Annotated in this window: 17 protein-coding genes and 2 riboswitches; of the genes, 5 read left to right on the forward strand and 12 right to left on the reverse strand. The window is 67.5% G+C overall.

Features of this window, described 5'->3' with window-relative positions; all coding sequences use genetic code 11:
* The first annotated feature begins 14 nt into the window (after positions 1-14).
* On the forward strand, positions 15-773 hold the full coding sequence (locus AC50X6_RS11980; RefSeq protein WP_494966426.1) for a hypothetical protein: 759 nt from the start codon (positions 15-17) through the stop codon (positions 771-773).
* Between the two features lie 958 nt (positions 774-1,731).
* Here AC50X6_RS11980 and AC50X6_RS11985 read toward each other — a convergent pair.
* The 9 genes from AC50X6_RS11985 to AC50X6_RS12025 form a co-directional block, all read right to left on the reverse strand.
* Positions 1,732-4,755 (reverse strand): alpha-mannosidase, encoded by a 3,024-nt coding sequence (locus AC50X6_RS11985; protein WP_494966483.1) that lies wholly within the window; start codon positions 4,753-4,755, stop codon positions 1,732-1,734.
* A gap of 107 nt (positions 4,756-4,862) precedes the next feature.
* Positions 4,863-5,735: a formate dehydrogenase accessory sulfurtransferase FdhD gene (fdhD, locus tag AC50X6_RS11990; protein ID WP_494966427.1), complete on the reverse strand. Its 873-nt coding sequence runs from the start codon at positions 5,733-5,735 to the stop codon at positions 4,863-4,865.
* Positions 5,736-5,815: 80 nt separating this feature from the next.
* Entirely contained in the window at positions 5,816-7,339 is a 1,524-nt protein-coding gene (locus AC50X6_RS11995) for a molybdopterin-binding protein (RefSeq protein WP_494966428.1), read from the reverse strand.
* Positions 7,336-7,623: a DUF6457 domain-containing protein gene (locus tag AC50X6_RS12000; protein WP_494966429.1), complete on the reverse strand. Its 288-nt coding sequence runs from the start codon at positions 7,621-7,623 to the stop codon at positions 7,336-7,338. The genes AC50X6_RS11995 and AC50X6_RS12000 overlap by 4 nt, the downstream gene beginning before the upstream one ends.
* Positions 7,607-8,326, reverse strand: coding sequence for a molybdenum cofactor guanylyltransferase (mobA, locus tag AC50X6_RS12005; RefSeq protein ID WP_494966430.1), 720 nt, complete (start codon positions 8,324-8,326; stop codon positions 7,607-7,609). The genes AC50X6_RS12000 and mobA overlap by 17 nt, the downstream gene beginning before the upstream one ends.
* 57 nt (positions 8,327-8,383) lie before the next feature.
* Complete coding sequence (locus AC50X6_RS12010; RefSeq protein WP_494966431.1) at positions 8,384-8,884, reverse strand: HNH endonuclease; 501 nt, start codon at positions 8,882-8,884, stop codon at positions 8,384-8,386.
* Positions 8,885-9,109: 225 nt separating this feature from the next.
* The gene (locus tag AC50X6_RS12015) at positions 9,110-9,913 is read right to left on the reverse strand and encodes an NlpC/P60 family protein (protein ID WP_494966432.1); all 804 of its coding nucleotides are present in this window, start codon (positions 9,911-9,913) and stop codon (positions 9,110-9,112) included.
* A gap of 309 nt (positions 9,914-10,222) precedes the next feature.
* A riboswitch (cyclic di-AMP (ydaO/yuaA leader) is annotated at positions 10,223-10,381 on the reverse strand.
* A gap of 149 nt (positions 10,382-10,530) precedes the next feature.
* Positions 10,531-11,367 (reverse strand): M23 family metallopeptidase, encoded by an 837-nt coding sequence (locus tag AC50X6_RS12020; RefSeq protein WP_494966433.1) that lies wholly within the window; start codon positions 11,365-11,367, stop codon positions 10,531-10,533.
* A 5-nt stretch (positions 11,368-11,372) separates the two neighbouring features.
* A riboswitch (cyclic di-AMP (ydaO/yuaA leader) is annotated at positions 11,373-11,584 on the reverse strand.
* Between the two features lie 151 nt (positions 11,585-11,735).
* Positions 11,736-12,431, reverse strand: a complete 696-nt coding sequence (locus AC50X6_RS12025; RefSeq protein WP_494966434.1) for an iron-dependent transcriptional repressor DtxR — start codon at positions 12,429-12,431, stop codon at positions 11,736-11,738.
* Between the two features lie 296 nt (positions 12,432-12,727).
* Between AC50X6_RS12025 and serC the strand changes: the two genes are divergently transcribed.
* Positions 12,728-13,855 carry a phosphoserine transaminase gene (serC, locus tag AC50X6_RS12030; RefSeq protein WP_494966435.1) on the forward strand — a complete coding sequence of 376 codons (1,128 nt, stop codon included), beginning with the start codon at positions 12,728-12,730 and terminating at the stop codon, positions 13,853-13,855.
* An 89-nt stretch (positions 13,856-13,944) separates the two neighbouring features.
* Here serC and AC50X6_RS12035 read toward each other — a convergent pair whose 3' ends face one another.
* The 3 genes from AC50X6_RS12035 to AC50X6_RS12045 are packed head-to-tail and all read right to left on the reverse strand — an operon-like array spanning position 13,945 to position 16,405.
* Entirely contained in the window at positions 13,945-15,300 is a 1,356-nt protein-coding gene (locus AC50X6_RS12035; protein WP_494966436.1) for an MFS transporter, read from the reverse strand.
* Between the two features lie 41 nt (positions 15,301-15,341).
* On the reverse strand, positions 15,342-16,013 hold the full coding sequence (locus tag AC50X6_RS12040; RefSeq protein ID WP_494966437.1) for a DUF3027 domain-containing protein: 672 nt from the start codon (positions 16,011-16,013) through the stop codon (positions 15,342-15,344).
* An 8-nt stretch (positions 16,014-16,021) separates the two neighbouring features.
* Positions 16,022-16,405 carry a cold-shock protein gene (locus AC50X6_RS12045; RefSeq protein ID WP_494966438.1) on the reverse strand — a complete coding sequence of 128 codons (384 nt, stop codon included), beginning with the start codon at positions 16,403-16,405 and terminating at the stop codon, positions 16,022-16,024.
* A gap of 179 nt (positions 16,406-16,584) precedes the next feature.
* On the opposite strand from AC50X6_RS12045, the gene AC50X6_RS12050 reads away from it, so the two are divergent.
* Genes AC50X6_RS12050 through AC50X6_RS12060 form a run of 3 tightly spaced genes read left to right on the forward strand, consistent with a single transcriptional unit; the run spans position 16,585 to position 20,988 of the window.
* Positions 16,585-16,818 (forward strand): hypothetical protein, encoded by a 234-nt coding sequence (locus tag AC50X6_RS12050; RefSeq protein WP_494966439.1) that lies wholly within the window; start codon positions 16,585-16,587, stop codon positions 16,816-16,818.
* Positions 16,819-16,828: 10 nt separating this feature from the next.
* Complete coding sequence (locus AC50X6_RS12055) at positions 16,829-19,336, forward strand: helicase-associated domain-containing protein (protein WP_494966440.1); 2,508 nt, start codon at positions 16,829-16,831, stop codon at positions 19,334-19,336.
* A complete protein-coding gene (locus AC50X6_RS12060) occupies positions 19,333-20,988 on the forward strand; it encodes a DNA repair helicase XPB (RefSeq protein ID WP_494966441.1) in 1,656 nt (551 codons plus the stop codon). The genes AC50X6_RS12055 and AC50X6_RS12060 overlap by 4 nt, the downstream gene beginning before the upstream one ends.
* Positions 20,989-21,019 lie beyond the last annotated feature (31 nt).

A 21,019-nucleotide genomic window follows, 5' to 3' on the forward strand; every position in this document is an offset into this window, starting at 1 on the left:
AGCAGGCGGCCGAATTGGACGAACCAGCAATGATGGCAGTCCTTGAATGGGGCACGCTGGTGGTGTGCGGCACCGTGCTTCTCCTCCGCGTCCCCGATGCCGTGAGGGGTCGCAACAGAACCGTTTTCGGGATTCTCCTCCTGGCGACGCTGTGCAGCCTGCTCGCTGTCTCCGGCCCCTACGAGGCGATTGACAGCGTGCTGGGGGGCTGGAACCTCACCCATCTCATCCTGCGGTTCCTTGTCTTCGCCACCGTCCTGCTGGTCGGCCTGCGGGTCATGCGGGGACTCGCCTCCGCCAGGGGCTACCGACTGATTGCCGGGAGGACGGGGCGCTGGGCCCTGGGCGCCTGCTGTGCGGCCGTGGCGGTAATCTTCTTCCTGATGGACACCCGAGGGTCCTCTGCCGGTTTGGAGTCGCTCTCCGTCGGCGGCGGGCGGAACGCGGGCCTCGGACCCTTCTATGCCGCCGCTGGCCGCAGCTACCCGGCATTCGTCTCGCTCATCCTCGCGGCACCCCTGCTGACGGCGGTCAGGAGCCAGTTGCCTCGACTGGTGCGGGCGGCAGCGCTGATGACGTTCCTCGGCGCCCTCGCCGTGGTGGTAAGCATTCCAGCGTCTTTCGCGCCTCCGGAGTGGGCGCTCGCGCAGCATGTGATCAACTACTCAGCGGTCCTGGGCTACGTCATGGGCCTCGCCCTGTTTTGGTTCTCCGGGCTCATTGCCAGCAAATCTGGTAACGCTCATGCAACATTAAATAAGAACAGCGAATAGACGTTCACAAAATCATTAGACCGTGAGAGGATCATGAATGTGTGAAAGCGGCAACCGCTTCCTAAACGGAATACTCCGTGCGAAGCCGAGGCAGTCGTCCAAGCGCCATTGGGGGGATGAGTGGTAGCGGTCCGGAAGGACCGCTCCCACTCAGCCTGTTTAACGGGGCTCTTCAGGACCGGCGGCACCGGGGCTAGACGTTTTCGTTAGTTCGTCGGGGGTCTTGGCCCGGGGCTGGGAGGGCACCGCTCAGGGACATGCCCGCGCCGGGGTACGCCGATGGACATAGTCCCGTTGTGCTCGGCCCCGGGCGGGAAAAATGGACATATCCTCCGCGGCGAAGCCAGATTCCACGCCGCGGGGCCCACCCAACGCCCGAGAGGACCAGCCTAATGCGACGGGCCGCGACGTTCCTGCCCAGTTACTTCGGCGCCCGGCACCACAGGCCCGCGGGAATCCGGGCCTTTCCCGGGCCGATAGGAGCTGTGGCGGCAGGTAACCGGAAGGAGCGCCGCCAACGGCCACCTGCGTCCGGCCAGATCAACGAAAATGCCCACCGGACGGGAAATGCCCACCGGACGCGGCGAACCCACCGGACGGGACACCGCCCCAAGGGACATGCCCCGCGCCGGGGCCGGCAGGTGGACATAGTGTCATTGTTCCCAGTCCCGGGTGCGAAAAACGGGCATGTCCCGCTGGACGGGACACCGCCCCAAGGGACATGCCCCGCGCCGGGGGCAGCGGGCGGGCATAGTGTCATTGTGCCCAGTCCCGGGTGCGAAGAATGGGCATGTCCCGCTGGACGGGACACCGCCCCAAGGGACATGCCCCTCGGCGGGGGCAGCGGGTGGGCATAGTGTCATTGTGCCCAGTCCCGGGTGCGAAGAATGGGCATGTCCCCCGGCGCTAAAACGTCCTTGCGCTGCCTGAACCCCCGACGAAGCAAGGAAAACGCCCGCTAGCGCACGTATCTCAGGGTCACAAGCTGGAAGGGCCGTAGGGCCAGTTCCGCGGAATCGCGGCCTGCTGTCACGCCCGGTGACGCCACCGGCCGCTCCAGGATATCCACGGTGTGGACGCCAGCGACGTCGAAGTTGGCCTTCACAAGTCCCGTGGACCGCTCCCCCAGGGACTCGTACACGCGCGCCACCACATCCCCCGAACCGTCTTCAGCGAGCTTGACGGCCTCGATGACCAAGGCCTGGTTGGACACGGTGAACAACGGCTCCACCCCATGGGCGCCCTTGGACAACCGAGGCGCCAGGTTGGTGCGGTAGCCCTCCTCGACGGCACCGGCGATGCTGGCACCGGGCCTGATCGTCACGTTCAGTTCATGCCGGCCGCGGTCCGCTCCCGGGTCCGGGAACTTGGGGGCGCGCAGCAGCGAGAGCCGCACGGTGGTGGTGGTCCCGCCGTCGTCCTCCCGGATGTTCCGGGTGACGTCATGGCCGTAGGTGGAAGAATTGGAAACCGCCACCCCGTAGCCGGGTTCGGCGACATGGATCCACCGGTGCGCGCAGATCTCGAACTTCGCCGCCTCCCAGGAGGTGTTGACGTGGGTCGGGCGGAACACATGCCCGAACTGAATCTCCGAGGCCGAGCGGTCTGCCCGGACATCGAGTGCAAAGCCGAGCTTCAGCAGCTTCTCGCTTTCCTGCCAGTCCACGGCCGTGGAAATGGACAGCGACTCTGAGCCCGCCTCAAGCGAGATCCGCTGCGTTATCGCCGAGGAGCCGGCCAGCCGCTCCACCACAACGACGGCGTCCCGGCCACCGCGCTCCAGCATCACCGAGCGGGCCTCCGTCAGCGGGACCACGTTGCGGCGATAGAAGGCGTCGATGTCCCAGGCATCCCATTCGTTGGGAGTGTCCCGGTGAAGTTCGAGGAGATTGCCGACCTGCCCGGGCGCAATGGCCTCGCGCCCGCTGGCGTAGTCCATCAGGGACATGAGCAGCCCGTCCGCATTGACGACGGCGCGGATGATGCCGTTGTCCAGGATGTAGCCGCCCCCGGACTCGGTGGCCAGCACGGGGTGCTCCGCCCGGACCGGCTCGGCGGCGGCGAAGGCGGGGACACCCTGGCGCGCGTGCGGGGCGGCGTTGAGCAGGAACTCCCGCTCGCCGCTGCCGAGCACCGCCGTGGCCGCATCCGCGATGATCGCCTCCAGCTGCTTCCCGACGGCGGCGTAGTTCCGTTCGGCGTCCTGGTGCACCCAGGCGATGGAGCTGCCGGGAAGAATGTCATGGAACTGCTGCAGCAGGACCAGACGCCACAGGCGCTTGAGCTCGGCCGCCGGATAGCTGTAGCCGCGGCGCACCGCGGCCGTTGCGCACCAGAGTTCCGCCTCCCGCAGCAGGTGCTCGCTACGCCGGTTGCCCAGCTTGGTCTTGGCCTGGCTGGTGTAGGTGCCGCGGTGCAGTTCCAGGTACATTTCGCCGACCCAGACGGGAAGCGACGCGGATTCGGCCTCGGCCCGGTCGAAGAAGCTCGCGGCCGATCCGAGCCGGACCTTCGGGGATCCCTCAAGGTCCGCCGTGCGGCGCGCCGCCGCGAGCATCTCGCGGGTGGGACCGCCGCCGCCGTCGCCGTAACCGAACGGGACCAGCGACGTGGTGCCGCGTCCGTGGTCCCGGTAGTTCCGCTCGGCATGGGCGAGCTCCCGTCCGCTCAGCTCCGAGTTGTAGGTGTCCACCGGCGGGAAGTGCGTGAACAGCCGCGTGCCGTCGATTCCTTCCCAGTTGAAGGTGTGGTGCGGCATCTTGTTGATCTGGTTCCAGGAGATCTTCTGAGTCAGGAACCAGTCACAGCCGGCGGCCTTAACGATCTGCGGCATAGCAGCGGAGTACCCGAAGGAATCGGGAAGCCAGGCTTCCCGGCATTCCACGCCGAATTCGTCGAGGAAGAAGCTCTTGCCCTCCAGAAACTGGCGGGCCATCGCCTCCCCGCCGGGCATGTTGGTATCGGATTCGACCCACATGCCGCCCACCGGGACGAACTGGCCGGTCTTGACCTTGTCGCGGATCCGCCCGAACAGCTCCGGATACAGCTCCTTGATCCAGGCCAACTGCTGAGCCGAGGAGCACGAAAACACGAAGTCGGGCTCCTCGTCCATCAGCGCGATGACGTTCGAGAACGTCCGGGCGCATTTGCGGATGGTTTCCCGGACAGGCCACAGCCAGGCGGAGTCGATGTGCGCGTGGCCGGTGGCGTGAAGCTGATGGGCCGAGGCATAGGCCGGCCGGGACAGGACAGCGGCGAGGGCGTCCCGGCCAGCGGCTGCGGTTCCGGGCACGTCGTCGGGATCCAGGATGTCCAGCATCCGCTCCAGCGCCCGCAGGATCTCGTGACGGCGGGGCAGGTCCATCGGCAGTTCGTGCATCAGCCCGCTGAGCGTCCAGATGTCCTGCCGCAGCTCCCACACGGTCTGGTTGAACTCCGCGATGACGATCCTGCCCAGCCGGTATTTCGGATCGCTGCCCGCAGTTGACTTGTCGCCGAAAGGGGTCGCCGCGAAGGTCCATCCCTGCGAGAGGTCGGGGTTCGCCGCGGCTTCGACGTAAAAATCGACGGACACGCCGCTGCCCAGCAGCTTGAGCGGGATGTACTGGTTCCGTGGGGAAATGGCCTTGATGATGGTTCCGTCGGGCCGCCAGGCGATTCCTTCGCACTGGAACCCTGGCAGGTCCGTGCCGAAGCCGAGGTCCACCACGATTTCCACCGAGGTGTCCGCTGCGCCCCCCCAGGCGGCCGGAACTTCGCCCTGCAGCCTCAGCCACTTGGTGCTCCAGGGCCTCCCCCAGGCGGCACCGTGCTCCTGCGGGGTGAACTCTTGCCGGAGTGCTTCCATGACCGGCACCGGCTCATCCGGGGCGTCCCAGCTGCTCAGAGCCAGCGACACACTGCGCGGGTAGACCGCGGGGACAATGCGTTCTCGCACGAATCGGTCCAGCCGGACTTCCGTGAGACGGCGGTCGTCGTGCAATGTGATCCTCTTAGCGCTGGCGTGGATGTCACTGAATCGCATCCAATTGATGGATAAAACTTACTCCGCCGGGAGCCGGCGACCAAGCGCCGAGCCGAGTGTGACCGTCAGCCCGCCACGGGCACGGGGACGGACACACGGCCCTGCCCGGCGTAGACGTTCAGCGAGGTGCCGCGGCTGAACCCCGCCAGGGTCATTCCGCTGGCCTCCGCCAATTCGACCGCCAGGCTCGACGGCGCGCTGACAGCCGTCAGTACCGGGATGCCGGCCAGCGCGGCCTTCTGGACAAGTTCGAACGAGGCCCGTCCGGATACCTGCAGCACGGTTCCGCTCAGGGGCAGCATGCCTTCGCGCAGGGCCCAGCCCACCACTTTGTCCACCGCATTGTGACGGCCGACGTCTTCGCGCAGGCAGAGTAGTTCAGCGGAGCCGTCGTCGGCGATCCGGAACAGCCCGGCAGCATGAACGCCGCCGGTGACGTCGAAAACGGCCTGGGCCTCCCGCAGCAGCCCCGGCAGCGAGGCGAGCGTCTTCACCGGCACCGTGAGCGGGTCCTCGGCCGGGCTGAAATGCGAGGACTTATGCACGGCGTCGATCGAATCCGTGCCGCAGATCCCGCAGGAACTGGACGTGAAGATGTTCCGTCCCGTGTCGGGCCGCACGACGTCGGGCCGCAACTGGGCTTCCACGACATTGAACGTCTGGACACCGCTTTCGTCTTCGCCCGCGCAAAACCGCAGGGAGACGAGCTGCTCGGGGCTCCAGATGACACCCTCGGAGACCAGGAAACCGGCTACCAGGTCAAAGTCGTTGCCCGGGGTGCGCATCGTGACGGAGAAAGACAGGCTGCCGATCCGGATTTCCAGCGGCTCTTCGACGGCGAGGACGTCCTCGCGGTGGCGGACCGGGAACTCGAGGGCCCCGCGGGATCCGTCCAGAACAAATTTGTGCACCTTGCGGCGCTGCGTGACGCGGCCCATCAGGTAATCCTCACCAACATAGATCCATCATTGCAAGTGCGCGGCCGGGTGGCCAGCACGGGGTGTTCGGGCGCGGCCGGCTACCCAAGCAGGGCACTCCAGTCCACCGGCCCATCGGTACGGGCGGACTTCCGGATAGTCCGTTTCGGGGCGGACTTCGCTTTCACTCCGGCGGCTGCCGGCTCCGGGATGGGGCCACCCCACGGCAGCGCGAAGGCAGGGACCGGCTCCCCCAGTTGTACGCCGTGGGGCGGAACCACCAGCACGCCGTCGGCGGCGGCCAGGCCCCGCATCATCCCCGGAGCCGTGTGCCGAGCCGGCGACGCCATGCCGTAGAGCAAGCGGAACGGCATCAGCCGGGTACGGCCTGGATCCGGTTCGATCATCGAACCGCACGGCACCTGGCCGACGGGCGGTAGCGTGCGGTGCCCCAGCGCCGCCAGGAGCGGGGCGCCGAGAGTGGCTAGCGCCATCATGGCCGCGAGCGGATTCCCCGGCAGGCCGAGAATAAAACGGCCGTCCGGCAGCTCGGCCAGCACGGCCGGGTGGCCGGGGCGCATCGCGATGCCGTCGATCAGCAGCCGCCCGCCGAGCTCGGCAACCGAGCGCCTGAGGTGGTCGGTTCCGGAGCGGCCCGTCCCGCCCGTGGTGATAACGACGTCGGCGGGCAGGGTCTCCGCCGCAGGCGCAGCGGCCGCTCCGAGGGCAGCGTCGGACCCAGGGGCAGTGGCAGCTCCAGGGGCAGTGGCCGCTCCAGGGGCAGTGGCCCCGCCGGTACCGGCCGGTTCGATGTCCTCAAGGGCGCTGAGCCATTCGGCGTAGCTGTCCCCGATCTTCGACTCGTCGGTGCAGATCCCGCCGAGCATCTCCACGACGCCGGCCAGTTGCGGGCCGAAGGTGTCGCGCACCTCCCCCGGCCCGGGAAGGCCCGATGCCATGACCTCGGAGCCGGTGAGAACAAGCCGGACCACGGCTTTGCCGAGCACTGGCAAGGTGTCGTGGCCGGCAAGTGCGGCGAGGGCCAGGTGGGCGGGGTTAAGGATGGTGCCGCCCGCGATGAGAAGGTCTCCGGCGGACGCTTCCTCGGCGGCCCTGCGGATGTGTTCGCCGTTTCGCGGTTCACCGGGCTTGGCGGCGCCGCCGGCCTCCAGCACCGGGAGTCCGTCCTCGTCCGTGCCGATACTGCCGCTTTCGCTGCGCAGCACGGCCTTCGCGCCGGCCGGGATGAGCCCGCCGGTGACGATGGGACTTGCCTGGTGCGGTGCCAGCCGGTGGCCGGGTTCCGCCAGGATCCAGGGCCCGCTGCCGTTGACGGCCCAGCCGTCCATCGCCGAGGAGGCATAGTGCGGCATGTCGTGGAGCGCTGCCACGTCCGCAGCCAGGGTGCGGCCCAGGGCGTAACGAAGCGGCACGGGAGCGGCAGGAATGGGCGCCGCGCAGTCGAAGGCGAGCTGCCGGGCTTCCTGCCAGGTGTGGACGAGGTGCCGGCGCGGCGTCTCCGGACCGGTCGTCTCCGGACCGGGCGTCTCCGGTCCGACGGTGTGGTCCGGGGTGTGGTCGTCCCCGGCGGGCGCCGCGCTGCCGTGCGGGGGTACGGGCGTCATGCCCCGGAGGCTTCCCTGGCCTCGTAGTCCTTGGCAAGCTTCCGGGCCACGGCCATGGCGGCCTGCATGGAAGCCGCATCGCTGGCCTGGCCCGAGCCGGCGGCCAGCCCGGCGGCAAATCCGGCAATGAAGGTGGTCAGCGGGGCTGCGGGGCGCACGATCGAGTGTGCTGCAACGCCCGCGAGGGCCAGGACCTCGTCGATGTCGACCTCGACGTCCTCCAGTTCCAGGGCCTGTTGCAGGGCACGGCACCAGTCTTCGAGCGTTTCATCCTGGGTCTTCACCGTTTGCCTCCAAGGTCGGGGTCAGCTGCGGAGTTCCGGACCGGTTGCCCGGCTGGCGGCCGTGGATCAGTCCGGATACCCCAAGTGCGGAGGCATCGTCCCACGTGTCCACGTCGTCCGTGGCCCCGGAGGGGACAGTCACTTCCCGCACCTCAAGACTAGCAAGAAGGCCCGATACCGAAGCGTTCGTGAGCGTGCCACGGCGTCCAGCTTCATCGACGCTTCTTTGTAGTGCAGTTGTGCCATATAGGCCGACGAGGGGTTGTCTCCGCCCGTCAGCAACCGCCATATAGCCGTCCCCATGTGGCCCAGCCTCCGGCAAGGGCCGGCCGGAGCGGCTGCTGGTTCCGGCGGCCTCGAGGAGCACTCGCAGGGCGGCATCCACCCGCGGCATGTCGCAGGCCAGGACGAGGGTCAGCGGCGGGGCAACGCCCTCGGCCCCCGCACGGTGGCGTTGGAGCGCGGAGAGCCCGGCCGCAATGGCGGCAGCAGGACCAGCGAACGGCGGATCCTCGCGGCAGTTCAGCACGCCGCGGGGAAGCGTTCCAGGGTCCGGACCGACAACGACGACCGTTACGGCGCCGCGCGCGGCCTGTAGGGCACGCTCCAGGAGGGTAGCGCCGTCATACACCAGGCCGGCCTTGGCCACGCCGCCCAGGCGGGAGGACCGCCCGCCGGAGAGAATTACAGCATCAAATTCCACCGGTCAAGCCTAGCGCGGGATGCGCGGGTCAGGGTGTGCCGTGCGCGGCGGACCCGGTCAGGAAGCAGATTCCGGCAACAGGAACGGGTCCCAGGCCGGCGTCGGCTTTTCCAGTTCCTTGATCTGCCAGATCGCGCCCTTCGGCGGCCCCGGGACGAAGCTGAGTTTCCAGCCCATCTCGGCGGGTGTCTGGTTACCCTTGGCGTTGTTGCACCGCAGGCAGGCGGCGACGAGGTTTTCCCACGAGTCCGCCCCACCCCTGGACTTGGGGTGGACATGGTCAATGGTGTGGGCTGCTTTGCCGCAATAGGCGCAGCGCTGAAAATCCCGGCGGAGCACGCCGCGGCGGCTGACCGCCGTCCTGGTGTTGTACCGGGGCCTGATGTAGCGATTCAGCAGAATCACCGACGGCCGGCCTAGGATGTCGGTTGGCCCGACGACGGGATCGTCGCCTTCGGCCACGACACTGGCCTTTCCAGTCAGCACAAGAACCAGCGCCCGGCGGAAGGTGACTACCGCCAGCGGTTCATATCCAGCATTCAGAACGAGAGTGCGCATCCGCATACCTCTTAACGGCCGCACCCGCCAGGGGCACAAGGGCCGGCTGCCCTGTGCATGGTCGGGCTATGGATCGACACCACAAGAGTAAACACGCGAGTGCCGGATCACCGAATTTCCATAGCCGGTACATACCCGTGTCGGCTGAAATTCATGCTGGGCGTACACGCAAAGGACCCCTGCCGGGAGGGCAGGGGTCCTTCGGTGTCGCTGCGAGCAGTTGTCTTAGCCGCCGACGCGGATGAAGACCGGGCCCGAGCCGACGTTGACGCTTTGCAGAGAGGTGGTTCCACCATTCCAGCCGCCGTGGACAGCCTTGCCGCCGCCGACGTAGACAGCGATGTGCGCCACACCCGCGCCGCCGTTCTGGTAGTAGGCGAGATCGCCCGGCTGTGCCTCGGCGGCGCTCACCGTGCGGCCGAGGGACAAGTACCCTGCCGGCCAGCCGTGGTAGTTGATGCCGGCGGCAGCAAGTGAGTTCGTGACCAGCTTGGTGCAGTCCTGCGCAACGCCAAGCTGTGCGTAGGCAGCGGACGCGATGGTGGAACCCATGCCGCTGGCAACGGCGGCCGCAGCCGGCTTGGCAGCAACCGGTGCCGCAACAGCGGCGGTGGCACCGACCGTGGTACCGGCGGTCTTGGCCGCGGCGGTGTTGGTGCTGGCGGCCCTGGTGGCGGTCGCAGCTTCCTGGACCTTGACGACGGGCTTCGGGGCCTCGATGACAGGCGCGGGGGTAGTAGTGACAGCCGGCTTCTCGTAGGAGATCGCGATCGACGAAGCAGCCGAGATAGCTGCCGGAGCTGCCGACTGGACTTCGAGCGTGGAAGCGGAGGTGGATTCGCGCTGAACGTTGGCCTCAGCAGCGTTGGCTGCGATACCGCTGGTCAGAACCAAACCGGAAGCGGCAGCGATAACTGCAGCCTGGCGGCCCATACCGCCGGCGTTGTCGCCGACAGCCTTGGCAATGACAGCCAGCGAGTTGGTCTTGGTGACCTCGCCGCGGTGCCGTGCGATTGCACGAGTAGTCATTAATTTCTCTCTTTCGTGATCCTTGGAATGCGCTTTTCAGGCGCAATCTGAGGACGCTCCGGCATCTTGGGGGTACGCCGGATCGCCCCGAATGGGTTACTTAGCGAAGGGTGTACTGCGAAGACGCGCCAAAAACGGCCACTGAGTGCAGGGGCGTAGATTGCGGCCCGGACTCAGCGGAGGTTGAGCCGGCGGTGCGGAATCCGTTCCGGGCGCCGGCAAGGGCAGCACGATAGTTGGATTCCGGCGGGCTCATAAGAGCCGCACCAGCGCTGTGAAGCGCAGCTTTGTGGCGTGAAGACACGAAAAGAAGCCTCTCCCAATGCCTGCGAGGTGAGCTGTCGGATTCGGATGGGAGTCACCCGGCCGCGCTGCTTCCTGGGAAGCTTTGCGACTTAACCCCAAGGTCTTCTTTCGAAGACCAAAATTGGTTCCCCCGCCCCTGCCAGACGATGTCATGCGAACGGACCTTGAGCGGTGGCAGAGCTAGGCAATCCACTCAAGAGCGCCAACTTCGGAAAAGTTGGCGTACCTCATACGGTACAGCAATTGGGTTTCAATGTCACATTCAGATCACGGCGCGTCACAGGAATGCGAGAGTGACCCATCGGCTTGGCTTAGAGCCAGCCGGTGGGGTCGACAACTTCTCCGTTAACCATGACCTCGAAGTGGAGGTGGCAGCCGGTGGAGGCCCCGGTGGTCCCGGCCATCGCCACGGAATCGCCGCGGGAGACCTGCTGCCCGACGCGGACGCTCGAGGAGCTGAGGTGGTTGTAGGTGGTCTCCAGTCCGTTGCCGTGGTCGATCACCACGCGGTTGCCGCCACCGTAAGGGTGCCATCCGGCAAACGTCACGGTGCCACTTGCGGCGGCGTTGACTGCTGTTCCGCACTGGGCCGCGAAGTCCTGACCGCGGTGGAACTCGCCGGAACCGCCGGTAATGGGGCTGACACGCAGCCCGAAGGGCGACACGGAATCCATCCGCACCAGCGGTGCACCAAGGCTTCCCGACGACGCAGCACGCGTGATGGCGCCTGCGGCCTGGGCGCTCAGTAACTGCTTGAGCTTCCCGTCCGGATCGCCCTGCGTGGTGACGGCACTGCGGTTAAAGTCGATCTTGGCGGCGGCAGGGGCAGTGACATCCGGCTGTGCCGCGGCGGAGGCCTCGGCAGAGGCTGAACTGACGGGCGGGCCGGCGTTGGTGACCGCGACCGGACCGGTCGCGGGGACCGTAACCGTCAGGACCAGACCTGTGGCGGCCAAGGCAATACCGGCCTTCTGCCCGACGCCGCTGGCGGAGGCGAAGTCGGTGACCTGCCGGAACGGGCTGCGCCGGCCCCGGCGTTCATCGCGGTGCGCGTCGCGCGGACGGTCGGCCAATGCGGCGACGGCCGGACGTGGCTCCGGAGCGGGACCGGCCGCACGACGGCGGCCCCTGACGGTCTGGGTGGTCAAAAAGTTGTTCCTCTCTGGAGAGCCTGCGGAGTTAGCTGTCGGATTCGGGTCAGAGATCTAAGACCCGGTCCGCCGTAAGCAAGCATCCAGACACAAAGAGGTCCAATAAAGTCCCTCACTGGAGTGTGCTTGCCGCTGGCGGACTTCACCCCAAGGCTGTGTTGAAACAGCCGGAAGTGGTTCCCCCGCCCCTGCCAGAAGGTGACTCTGTTACTGATCCGCTGGCAGAGCTCGGCTTCGAATCAGATAACGCTTTGGTATCGGTACTGGTCATCAACTATAGGCGATTAAGCCGCCCAGTGATAAATCCGTTATCGGCGGTTGTGCATAACTCGTGAGTCATCCCACGCGTTGTGACCCACGAGGTGTCAGCCGACGGTAACAAAAACGTGGGCAGCGACCTCGGGCGGCAACTCAAGGGCGCCTTCGATCTCCGGCACCCGGACCGAGATGTATTCCCCGACGCGTTCCAGCGAAACCCGGGCACCGGGACGGATCCCTCCCTCGTCGAGCTGGACCAGCAGTTCCGGCTCCACCTGGATGGGCTCGGCAAGCCGGTTGACCGTAATCCGGGAACCGGCCCCGTATCCGGCCATAGCCTCGAGCAGGTTCACGACGCCGTCCGCGTGCGGCAGGGACGGCGGACCCCCGAGTTCAGCGAGGCCAGGAATCGGGTTGCCGTAAGGGGAAACGGTCGGGTGGTTGAGCAGTTCAAAGATCCGCCGCTCCACTCGCTCGCTCATCACATGTTCCCAGCGGCAGGCTTCCTCGTGGACGTAGGCCCAGTCGAGGCCTATCACGTCCGCCAGCAGGCGCTCGGCGAGACGGTGCTTGCGCATAACGCCAATGGCGCGTTTCCGTCCGGTTTCGGTCAGCTCGAGGTGCCGGTCGCCGGAGACAACTACCAGCCCATCGCGTTCCATCCGTCCGATGGTCTGGGAAACTGTGGGGCCGGAGTGGCGGAGTCGCTCCGCGATGCGGGCGCGGAGGGCGATGATGTTTTCCTCTTCAAGCTCCAGAATGGTCCGAAGATACATCTCCGTGGTATCGATCAGATCCGTCATTCAGCTCAGCTCCTCGAGCGCCGTCCTTGCGTCATTTCCCGCCGTACCGCGTGCGGGATGAGCCCTGGCGAGCTCGGCCGCACGCTCGCAGGTCAGCCTAGCCTATTTTGAGTTTGTCCGGATAATCTCCCGGCGGCCGGTGACACTCCCGGAACGGTTCGATGACCGGACTATGACGGACTCCTTTCCCGCCAGCCCGGCGCAGTCAGGCAGAATGAAAAGTAGGCTCCCTCGCACCCAGCACGCCGGGCCACCTCCGGAGCCACACTTTGTAGCAGTCGAAAATTGGAGCCACTGTGAGCGACACCAGCATCACCATCCCCGCAAACCTCCTTCCCCAGGACGGCCGGTTCGGCGCCGGACCGTCAAAGGTCCGACCGGAACAGATGGAAGCCCTCGCCTCATCGGCGATGCTGCTGGGTACATCCCACCGCCAGGCACCGGTCAAGAACCTCGTAGGCTCGGTCCGTCACGGTCTCAGCCGGTTCTTCCGTGCCCCCGAAGGCTATGAGGTGGTCCTCGGCGTCGGCGGTTCCACGGCGTTCTGGGACATTGCCAGCTTCGGCCTTGTGGAGAATAAGGCACAGCACCTGTCTTTCGGCGAGTTCGGCTCAAAGTTCGCTGCTGCCACGAACAAGGCTCCGTTCCTCGCTGAATCCTCCATTATCAAGTCCGAGCCCGGTACTCGTCCGGAGGCCACGGCGGAGGCCGGGGTTGACGTGTACGCGTGGCCGCAGAACGAGACCTCCACCGGCGTTGCCGCCCCGGTCCAGCGCGTGGCCGGTTCCGATGAGGGTTCCCTCGTGCTGGTCGATGCCACGTCCGCGGCCGGCGGCCTGGCTGTGGATGTAGCCGAGGCTGATGTTTACTACTTCGCTCCGCAGAAGAACTTCGCGTCCGACGGCGGCCTGTGGCTTGGCCTGTTTTCCCCGGCGGCGCTGGAGCGTGCGGCCCGGGTCAAGACCAGCGGCCGCTGGATCCCGGACTTCCTGGATCTTCAGACGGCGATCGATAACTCACGGCTGAACCAGACGTACAACACTCCGGCGCTGGCCACCCTGGTCACTCTGGACGCCCAGGTGCAGTGGCTCAATGCCAGCGGAGGGCTCGACTTCGCCTCGGCCCGGACCGCGGATTCGGCCGGGCGGATCTACCGCTGGGCCGAGGCCTCCAGCTATGCCACACCGTTCGTGGCTAAGGCCGAGGACCGCTCCAACGTCATCGCCACGATCGACTTCGACGACTCGATCGACGCCGCGGCAATCGCCAGGGTGCTCCGCTCCAACGGCATCGTGGACACCGAGCCGTACCGCAAGCTGGGCCGCAACCAGCTGCGTATTGCCACGTTCGTGGCAATCGAGCCGGACGATGTGTCGGCGCTGCTCGAATGCATCGACCACGTCGTGGGGGAGCTCAAGAAGTAGTCCGCCTGCGTGGCCGGCCGCCGAAAGTAAAATGCAGGCTGCTGACCGCCGGCTGCCTCAGCGATTGGCTGCCTCAGCGATTGGCGGCGTCAGCGATCGACGGCGTCGTCCGGGTTTGCTGCTTGGCCGGCGCCGTCCACGTTGCCGCCGGCACCGTCAGCACCGCCGGCACCGCCGGCACCGCGGCCGGATTCGACATGGAAGTATCGTAGCCCTCGGGCCCTGCGGTCGAAACGGATCCGCAGGCGCTTGGCCCGGATGATCCATAGCAGCCCAATCAGCGCGGCGATCAGGCCCGAGGCGGCCGCGACACTCATGGACCAGCGGGGGCCGGCGACGTTCGCGACCCAGCCCACCAGCGGCGCCCCGATCGGTGTGCCGCCCATGAAGATCGCCATGTAGAGCGCCATCACCCGGCCGCGCATCACCGGGTCCGTGGTCGTCTGGACGTAGCTGTTTGCGCTTGTCATCATGGTGATCGCGAAAAGGCCCACGGGGACCAGCGCGGCGCCGAACCAGAAGTAGTCCGGTGCCAGGGCCGCGATGCCCGCGGTCACACCGAAGGCCCCGGCGGCCCCGAAAATGAGCCTCAGCCGGGGCTTCTGCCGGCCGGCCGCCAGCAGCGCGCCGGTCACGGAGCCGATGGCCATGATCGAGTTCATCAGCCCGAAGGCGCCGGCGTCGAGGCCGAATTCCGTACCGACCATGGCCGCGATGAACAGCACGAAGTTCAGCCCCAGGGTTCCCACGATAAAGATCGCCACGAGAACCACCACAATGTCCGGCCGGTACCGTACATAGCGAAGCCCTTCCCGGATCCGGCCCTTGCCCGCGGCCGCCTTCGGAAGCTGGCGGAGCGAGGCCGCTGGAATCTTCCACAGGCTCAGCAGCAGCGCCACGAAGGTGAGGGTGTTGATCAGAAAAACCCAGCCGGGGCCGACAGCCACCGTCAGGATGCCGGCCACGGCGGGGCCGATCATCCTGGCCACGTTGAAGGACGCGCTGTTGAGGGCCACCGCGTTGGGCAGGTAGTCGTCGCGGACCAGCTCGGAGACGAAGGTCTGGCGCACCGGGGCATCGAGGGCGGACACGACGCCGAGCAGCAGGGCAAAGCCGTAGACGTGCCAGAGCTGCGCGGCGCCGATGACCACCAGGATGCCCAGGCCCGCGCTGAGCAGCGCCATCACGGACTGCGTTGCGACCAGCAGCCGTTTGCGGTTGAAGCGGTCGGCGACGAGCCCTGCCACCGGAGCCAGGAAAAGCTGCGGTCCGAGCTGCAGTGACATCGTGATGCCCATGGCGCCCGCGTCGTGCTCGGTCAGGTGGTCAAAGACCAGCCAGTCCTGGGCCGTGCGCTGCATCCACGTGCCGATGTTGGAGACGACCGCCCCGATGAACCAGATCCGGTAGTTCAGGACGTGCAGGGACTTGAAGGTGGACGTCATGCCCGGCCCCCGCAGTCCATCTCCCCAGCCGGTTCCAACCCTTAGTCGGGCTCGTCGGAGGCTGCTTCGCCGGATGCATCTTCGTTTGAGGCGTCAGCGTCATCGTCGTCCACGTCGTCGGCGTCGTAGTCGTCGTCGGCGCCGTCGGCGTTGCCGTCCGCGTCGTCAGAGTCGTCTTCGGGGGTTTTGCCGTCCTCCGCGGAGTCGTCCTCTGCCGGGTCAGCCCCTGCTGAGGCGTCGTCCGCGACGGGCGCAGCAGCACCCTGGTCCGGGGCCTCTGCACCGGCGGCCCCGGTCTCGTCCCCCTGTTCGTCCCCGGGGCGGACGCGTTCGGCCCACGGGACCCACTCGGGCGCCAGGATGGAATCTTCGGAGGGCAGCAGGCCCAATTCATCGACCGTGACGGCCTTGGACCGCGAGTTGCGGGTGAGCACTGCGTACCACCGCCAGCCCCCGTAGCCGGCCAGCTTGGATTCGAAGAGGTGCGTGACCAGGCGGTCACCCTCGCTCTTGGCGCCCAGGTGCCGGCCGATCTGCCCGGCCGGGGCGATGCCCTCAACAGCGGTGCGGGCGACGTCGACGGCGGCGGCCAGGACGGCGTCGGGCTTGCCAGTGCGCCAGACGGGAACCCCGGCGCGCGGCTTGGATGCGGCGGTCTTGGCTCCCGCTGTGCCGGGGGCCACGGGCGCGTTCTGTTCAGGTTCCGGAGTCATCGGGAGCCCTATGCGTCCAGCTCGTCGGCAACCTTACGCAGGGCGACGGCGATCGCCTTACCCTTGTTGCCTTCCGGGTATTTGCCGGCGGAGAGAGTCCCGGACAGGTTATCCAGGACGGAGACGAGATCCTGCACCAGCGGCGCGAGATCGCTGGCGCTGGGCCGTTTGGCCTTGGCGATGGACGGTGTTTTGTCGAGCACCCGCAGGCCCAGCGCCTGGGCGCCCTTGCGTCCGTCGGCCACACCGAACTCGACGCGGGTGCCGGCCTTCAGCTCTGTGACGCCCTCGGGCAGTGCGGACTTGGGCAGGAAAACTTCCTGGCCGTCCTCGCCCGCGAGGAAACCGAAGCCCTTTTCCTTGTCATACCACTTGACCTTGCCGGTAGGCACGTAATCAACCTTCTTCGTTCTGCTGGGGACACGGCCGGCAGTCACCGCATCCGCATGGATATGCGGGTTCAGGGTATGACGGCCTGGACCATGTTGGTCTGTTCCCCCCAAGGTTATCCTGCCCGACCCAGTTTGCGGCGTTGGGGCACGGGCTGGCCCGGGCTGTTAGCGTTACTCCCATGACACCACTGCGCGTCCGGCGGCCCCTGCTGATCATGGCGGCGGCCGTCGCCGTGCTGTCCCTGGTTGCTGTAGGGGTTGTCATGGCCATGGCGTTCAGTAACGCTGTGGCCCCTGCCTGGATCACCTCCACCGCCCTCTACGGGCTGCCACTGGCTTTCCTGCTGATGCTCTTCCTCGTGATCGACGGGGCCGCGGCCCGGCGCCGGACGCACGGACCCGGCGAAAGGTAACGTTGGTCTGATGTCCCTTATCCGCGCGCTCAGCAAGGAACTCCAGGCACGCAGCGACACCTCGTTGCGGGCCTTGTTCTCCGCGCGGCCGGACCTCATCTCCCCCGGTGTCCCGGACTTCGCCGCACTTGCCGCACGCGCGAGCGGCCGCGTGAGCGTGCAGCGCGCGCTTGAGCGGCTCAACCGCCCCGAGATGCAGGTGCTGGAAACCCTGCACCTGTGCACCAACACGGACACCGGACACAGCGCCTCCGCTGCGATGCTGAAGAAGCTGATCAACGGGTCCACGCTCGCCGCCATCGAACGGCTCCTACATTCGCTTCAGGACCTGGCCCTCGTGCACCGGGCTGAACCTCCGCATGGTACCTCGCCCGCCGCCGCAAAGCAGCGGTACTACCTGCCAGTGGGCAGCCTGAAGGACGTCATCGGCATCTACCCGGCCGGGCTGGGGCGCAGCTACACCGAGCTGGTCCGGCTCCAGCCGGCGTTCGCGGCCCGCATCGTGCACCTTGTTGCGGAACTACACCGCAGCGGCGCAGCGATCTCCCCCGCCACCACGCCGATGGAAGCGGCACTGTCACTGCAGCACTGGACAGCCACGCCGGCATCCCTCCAGCAGATCCTTGAAGCCTCCCCGAACCGCACGACGGCGCTGCTCGCCCGGTTCGGGAACTGGGCCATGGGCGCCGTACCCCAGGCGCAACGCCGAGCCTCCGTGCTCAACGAGGGCGCCGACGTCGGACCGGTGGACTGGCTCCTGGCCCGCGGGCTGCTGGTACCGCTGGACGCTGCCCACGTGGAACTCCCGCACAGCGTCGGCATCTCATTGCGCGACGGCTATATCATCGAGAACTTCGCCCTGGCTCCCCCGGTGCCCCGGCTGGGCTATACCAGCGCCGCACTGCGCCGCAACGCGGCCCTGGGTGCCATCGCGGAGACGCTGCGGCTTGTGGGTGAACTGCTGTTCGTCGTCCGGGATCAGCCCCTCGTCACGCTGCGCAGCGGCGGCGTCGGCGTGCGGGAAATGAAACGGCTGGGCGACGCGCTGCGGATCGAACTGCACGAGGCCGGGGTGCTGGCAGAGCTCTGCGCCCTGTCCGGGCTGCTGCGGCTGGACGTGGACAGTTCCGGCTGGGTCCAGCCCCCGCAGCTGGAGTGGCTGACGCTCCCGCGGCAGGAGCAGTGGCTTTGGCTTGTCAACGCCTGGCTCGCCAGCGAGCGCGCGCCCTCGCTTGTGGGCCAGCCCGTCAACGGCGTCTCCTCTGGCCCCGCCACGCACCGCGGCACCGCCGGCACCACCATCAACGCGCTCTCCGCGGAGGCCCAGCGGCCGGACGCCCCGGTGGTCCGGAAACGGATCCTGGAAATCCTTCATGAGCTCACCCTGGAAGCCTCGGCGGCGGACGGCCGGGCCCCGGTACTGGACGCCTCAGCGGTGCTGGAGCGCGCCGACTGGACGCAGCCGCGGATGGCGCGGCGCTTCAGCTCGCTGGTCCGCGGTGTCCTGTCCGAGGCGGAGATGCTGGGGCTGATCGGTTCCGGCGCCCTCTCCCAGATCGGGGCGTCGATCGCCGCCGGGCGGCCCGACGACGCCCTGGTCATCCTGGGCGAACACCTGCCGGCGGCGCTGAACCATGTGCTGCTCCAGGCGGACCTCACCGCGGTGGCGCCGGGTTACCTTGCACCGGAGCTGAGCGAGAAGCTCCTGACCATGGCAGACGCCGAAGGCCAGGGCCCGGCCACCATCTACCGTTTCTCCGTCTCTTCGGTCCGGCGGGCCCTCGACGCGGGCCACGACGCGCAGACCCTGCTGGAGTTCCTGCGCCTGCACTCGGCCACGGCCATCCCGCAGCCGCTCAGCTACCTCATCGAAGACACCGCCGCCCGGCACGCCAGGCTCCGGGTTGGCGCCGCGGCCAGCTTCATCCAGAGCGACGACGAAACCGCCGTCCTGGAACTGCTCAACACCTCCGCCGCCGCCGGCCTGGGGCTGATCAAGCTCGCACCGACCGTACTGATCTCGCACGCGGCGCCCCGGGAAACGGCGCAGCTCCTGCGCAGCCTGGGGCTGTCGCCGGCCGTGGAGGAATCCGAGTCCGGCCTCGTCCGGCTGCGCCGCGGCGCCGCGCTGCCGGGCGGCACCCGCCCGGTTTACAGCGCCCCGCGCACTGCCCCGCCGGAGGCCGACGTCGACGCCCAGCTTGCGGTCCTGCGCAGCGACCGGACCTCCGGAGGCCCTGCCGACGGCGGCGCTGCCCACGGCCGCCCCGCGGCGGCTCCCGGCAGCGAGGAAGCGACCCAGCTGGGGCTGGAGACCCTGCAGAAGGCGATCCGGCTGAAACAGCGCGTGGTGATGAATGTCGTGGACAGCCTCGGGAATGCGGTCCGCGAAACCGTTGTTCCGGTAGCTGTGAACGGCGGGCGGGTCCGGGTGTTCGATCCGGACAAGGAAACCGAGCGTGTTCTGTCCATCCACCGGATTATTGACGTAGAGGCCGCAGAGGAATTGCTCCAGTGAACGATGGACCGTTGATCGTCCAGAGCGACAAAACCATCCTGCTCGAGGTTGACCACGAGCTGGCCACCGAAGCCCGACACGCGATCGCACCCTTCGCGGAGCTTGAGCGCGCCCCCGAGCACGTGCACAGCTACAGGCTCACTCCGCTGGGCCTCTGGAACGCCAGGGCGGCCGGGCTCGACGCCGAAAAGGTGCTGGACACGCTGCTCAAGTACTCCCGCTTCCCGGTGCCGCATTCCCTGCTGATCGACGTCGAAGAGACCATGTCCCGCTACGGCCGGCTGCGGCTCGAGAAGGACCCGCAGCACGGACTCGTGATGCGCACCACGGACTATCCTGTGCTCGAGGAGGTCAGCCGCGCCAAGAAGATCGCCCCCCTGCTGGGCCCGCGGATCGACGGTGAGACCGTGGTGGTGCAGTCCTCCCAGCGCGGGCAGCTCAAGCAGTTGCTGCTCAAGATCGGCTGGCCTGCCGAGGACCTGGCCGGCTACGTTGACGGCACACCCCACCCGATCATGCTCACCGAATCCGGCTGGAAGCTCCGGCCGTACCAGCGGCTGGCCATGGAGAATTTCTGGGCCGGCGGCAGCGGCGTCGTCGTGCTCCCCTGTGGGGCCGGCAAAACGCTGGTGGGTGCCGCCGCGATGGCCACGAGTTCCACAACGACGCTGATTCTGGTGACCAACACGGTGTCCGCCCGGCAGTGGAAAGACGAGCTGCTCAAGCGGACGTCCCTGACCGAGGAGGAAATCGGCGAATACTCCGGTTCCGTCAAGGAAGTCCGCCCGGTCACGATCGCCACCTACCAGGTCCTGACCACGAAGCGCGGCGGGCTGTACCCGCATCTGGAGCTTGTGGACGGCAATGACTGGGGACTCATCATTTACGACGAGGTCCATCTGCTGCCCGCCCCGATCTTCCGGATGACGGCGGATCTGCAGGCGCGGCGCCGGCTCGGTCTCACCGCCACGCTCGTCCGGGAGGACGGCCGCGAGGGCGAGGTGTTCAGCCTGATCGGCCCGAAACGCTACGACGCCCCGTGGAAGGACATCGAAGCCCAGGGCTACATCGCGCCCGCGGATTGCGTCGAGGTCCGGATCGATCTGCCCCGCGACGAGCGCGTCGCCTATGCCATGGCCGAGGACGCGGACAAGTACCGGCTCTGCGCCACCTCCGAGTCCAAAACCCTTGTGGTGGAGCGGCTCGTGGCCGAACACGCCGGCGAGCAGCTGCTCGTGATCGGGCAGTACATCGACCAGCTGGACGAGATCGGCGAGCGGCTGAAGGCCCCGGTCATTAAGGGCAGCACTCCGGTCAAGGAACGCCAAAGGCTTTTTGACGCCTTCCGGGCCGGCGATGTGCAGACGCTGGTGGTGTCCAAGGTCGCCAACTTCTCAATCGACCTGCCCGAGGCCTCGGTCGCCATCCAGGTGTCCGGCTCCTTCGGGTCCCGGCAGGAAGAGGCCCAGCGCCTGGGCCGGCTGCTGCGGCCCAAGAAGGACGGCCGTGCCGCCCGCTTCTACTCGCTCGTGGCCCGGGACACTCTGGACCAGGACTTCGCGGCCAAGCGGCAGCGATTCCTCGCCGAGCAGGGCTACGCCTACCGGATCATGGACGCGGGCGACGTCGGAACCAGCTCGCCCACCGGCTGAGCCGGCACACCGCCGCGTTCCGGGCAAGCGG

This window comes from Pseudarthrobacter sp. HLT1-7, from assembly GCF_059383435.1.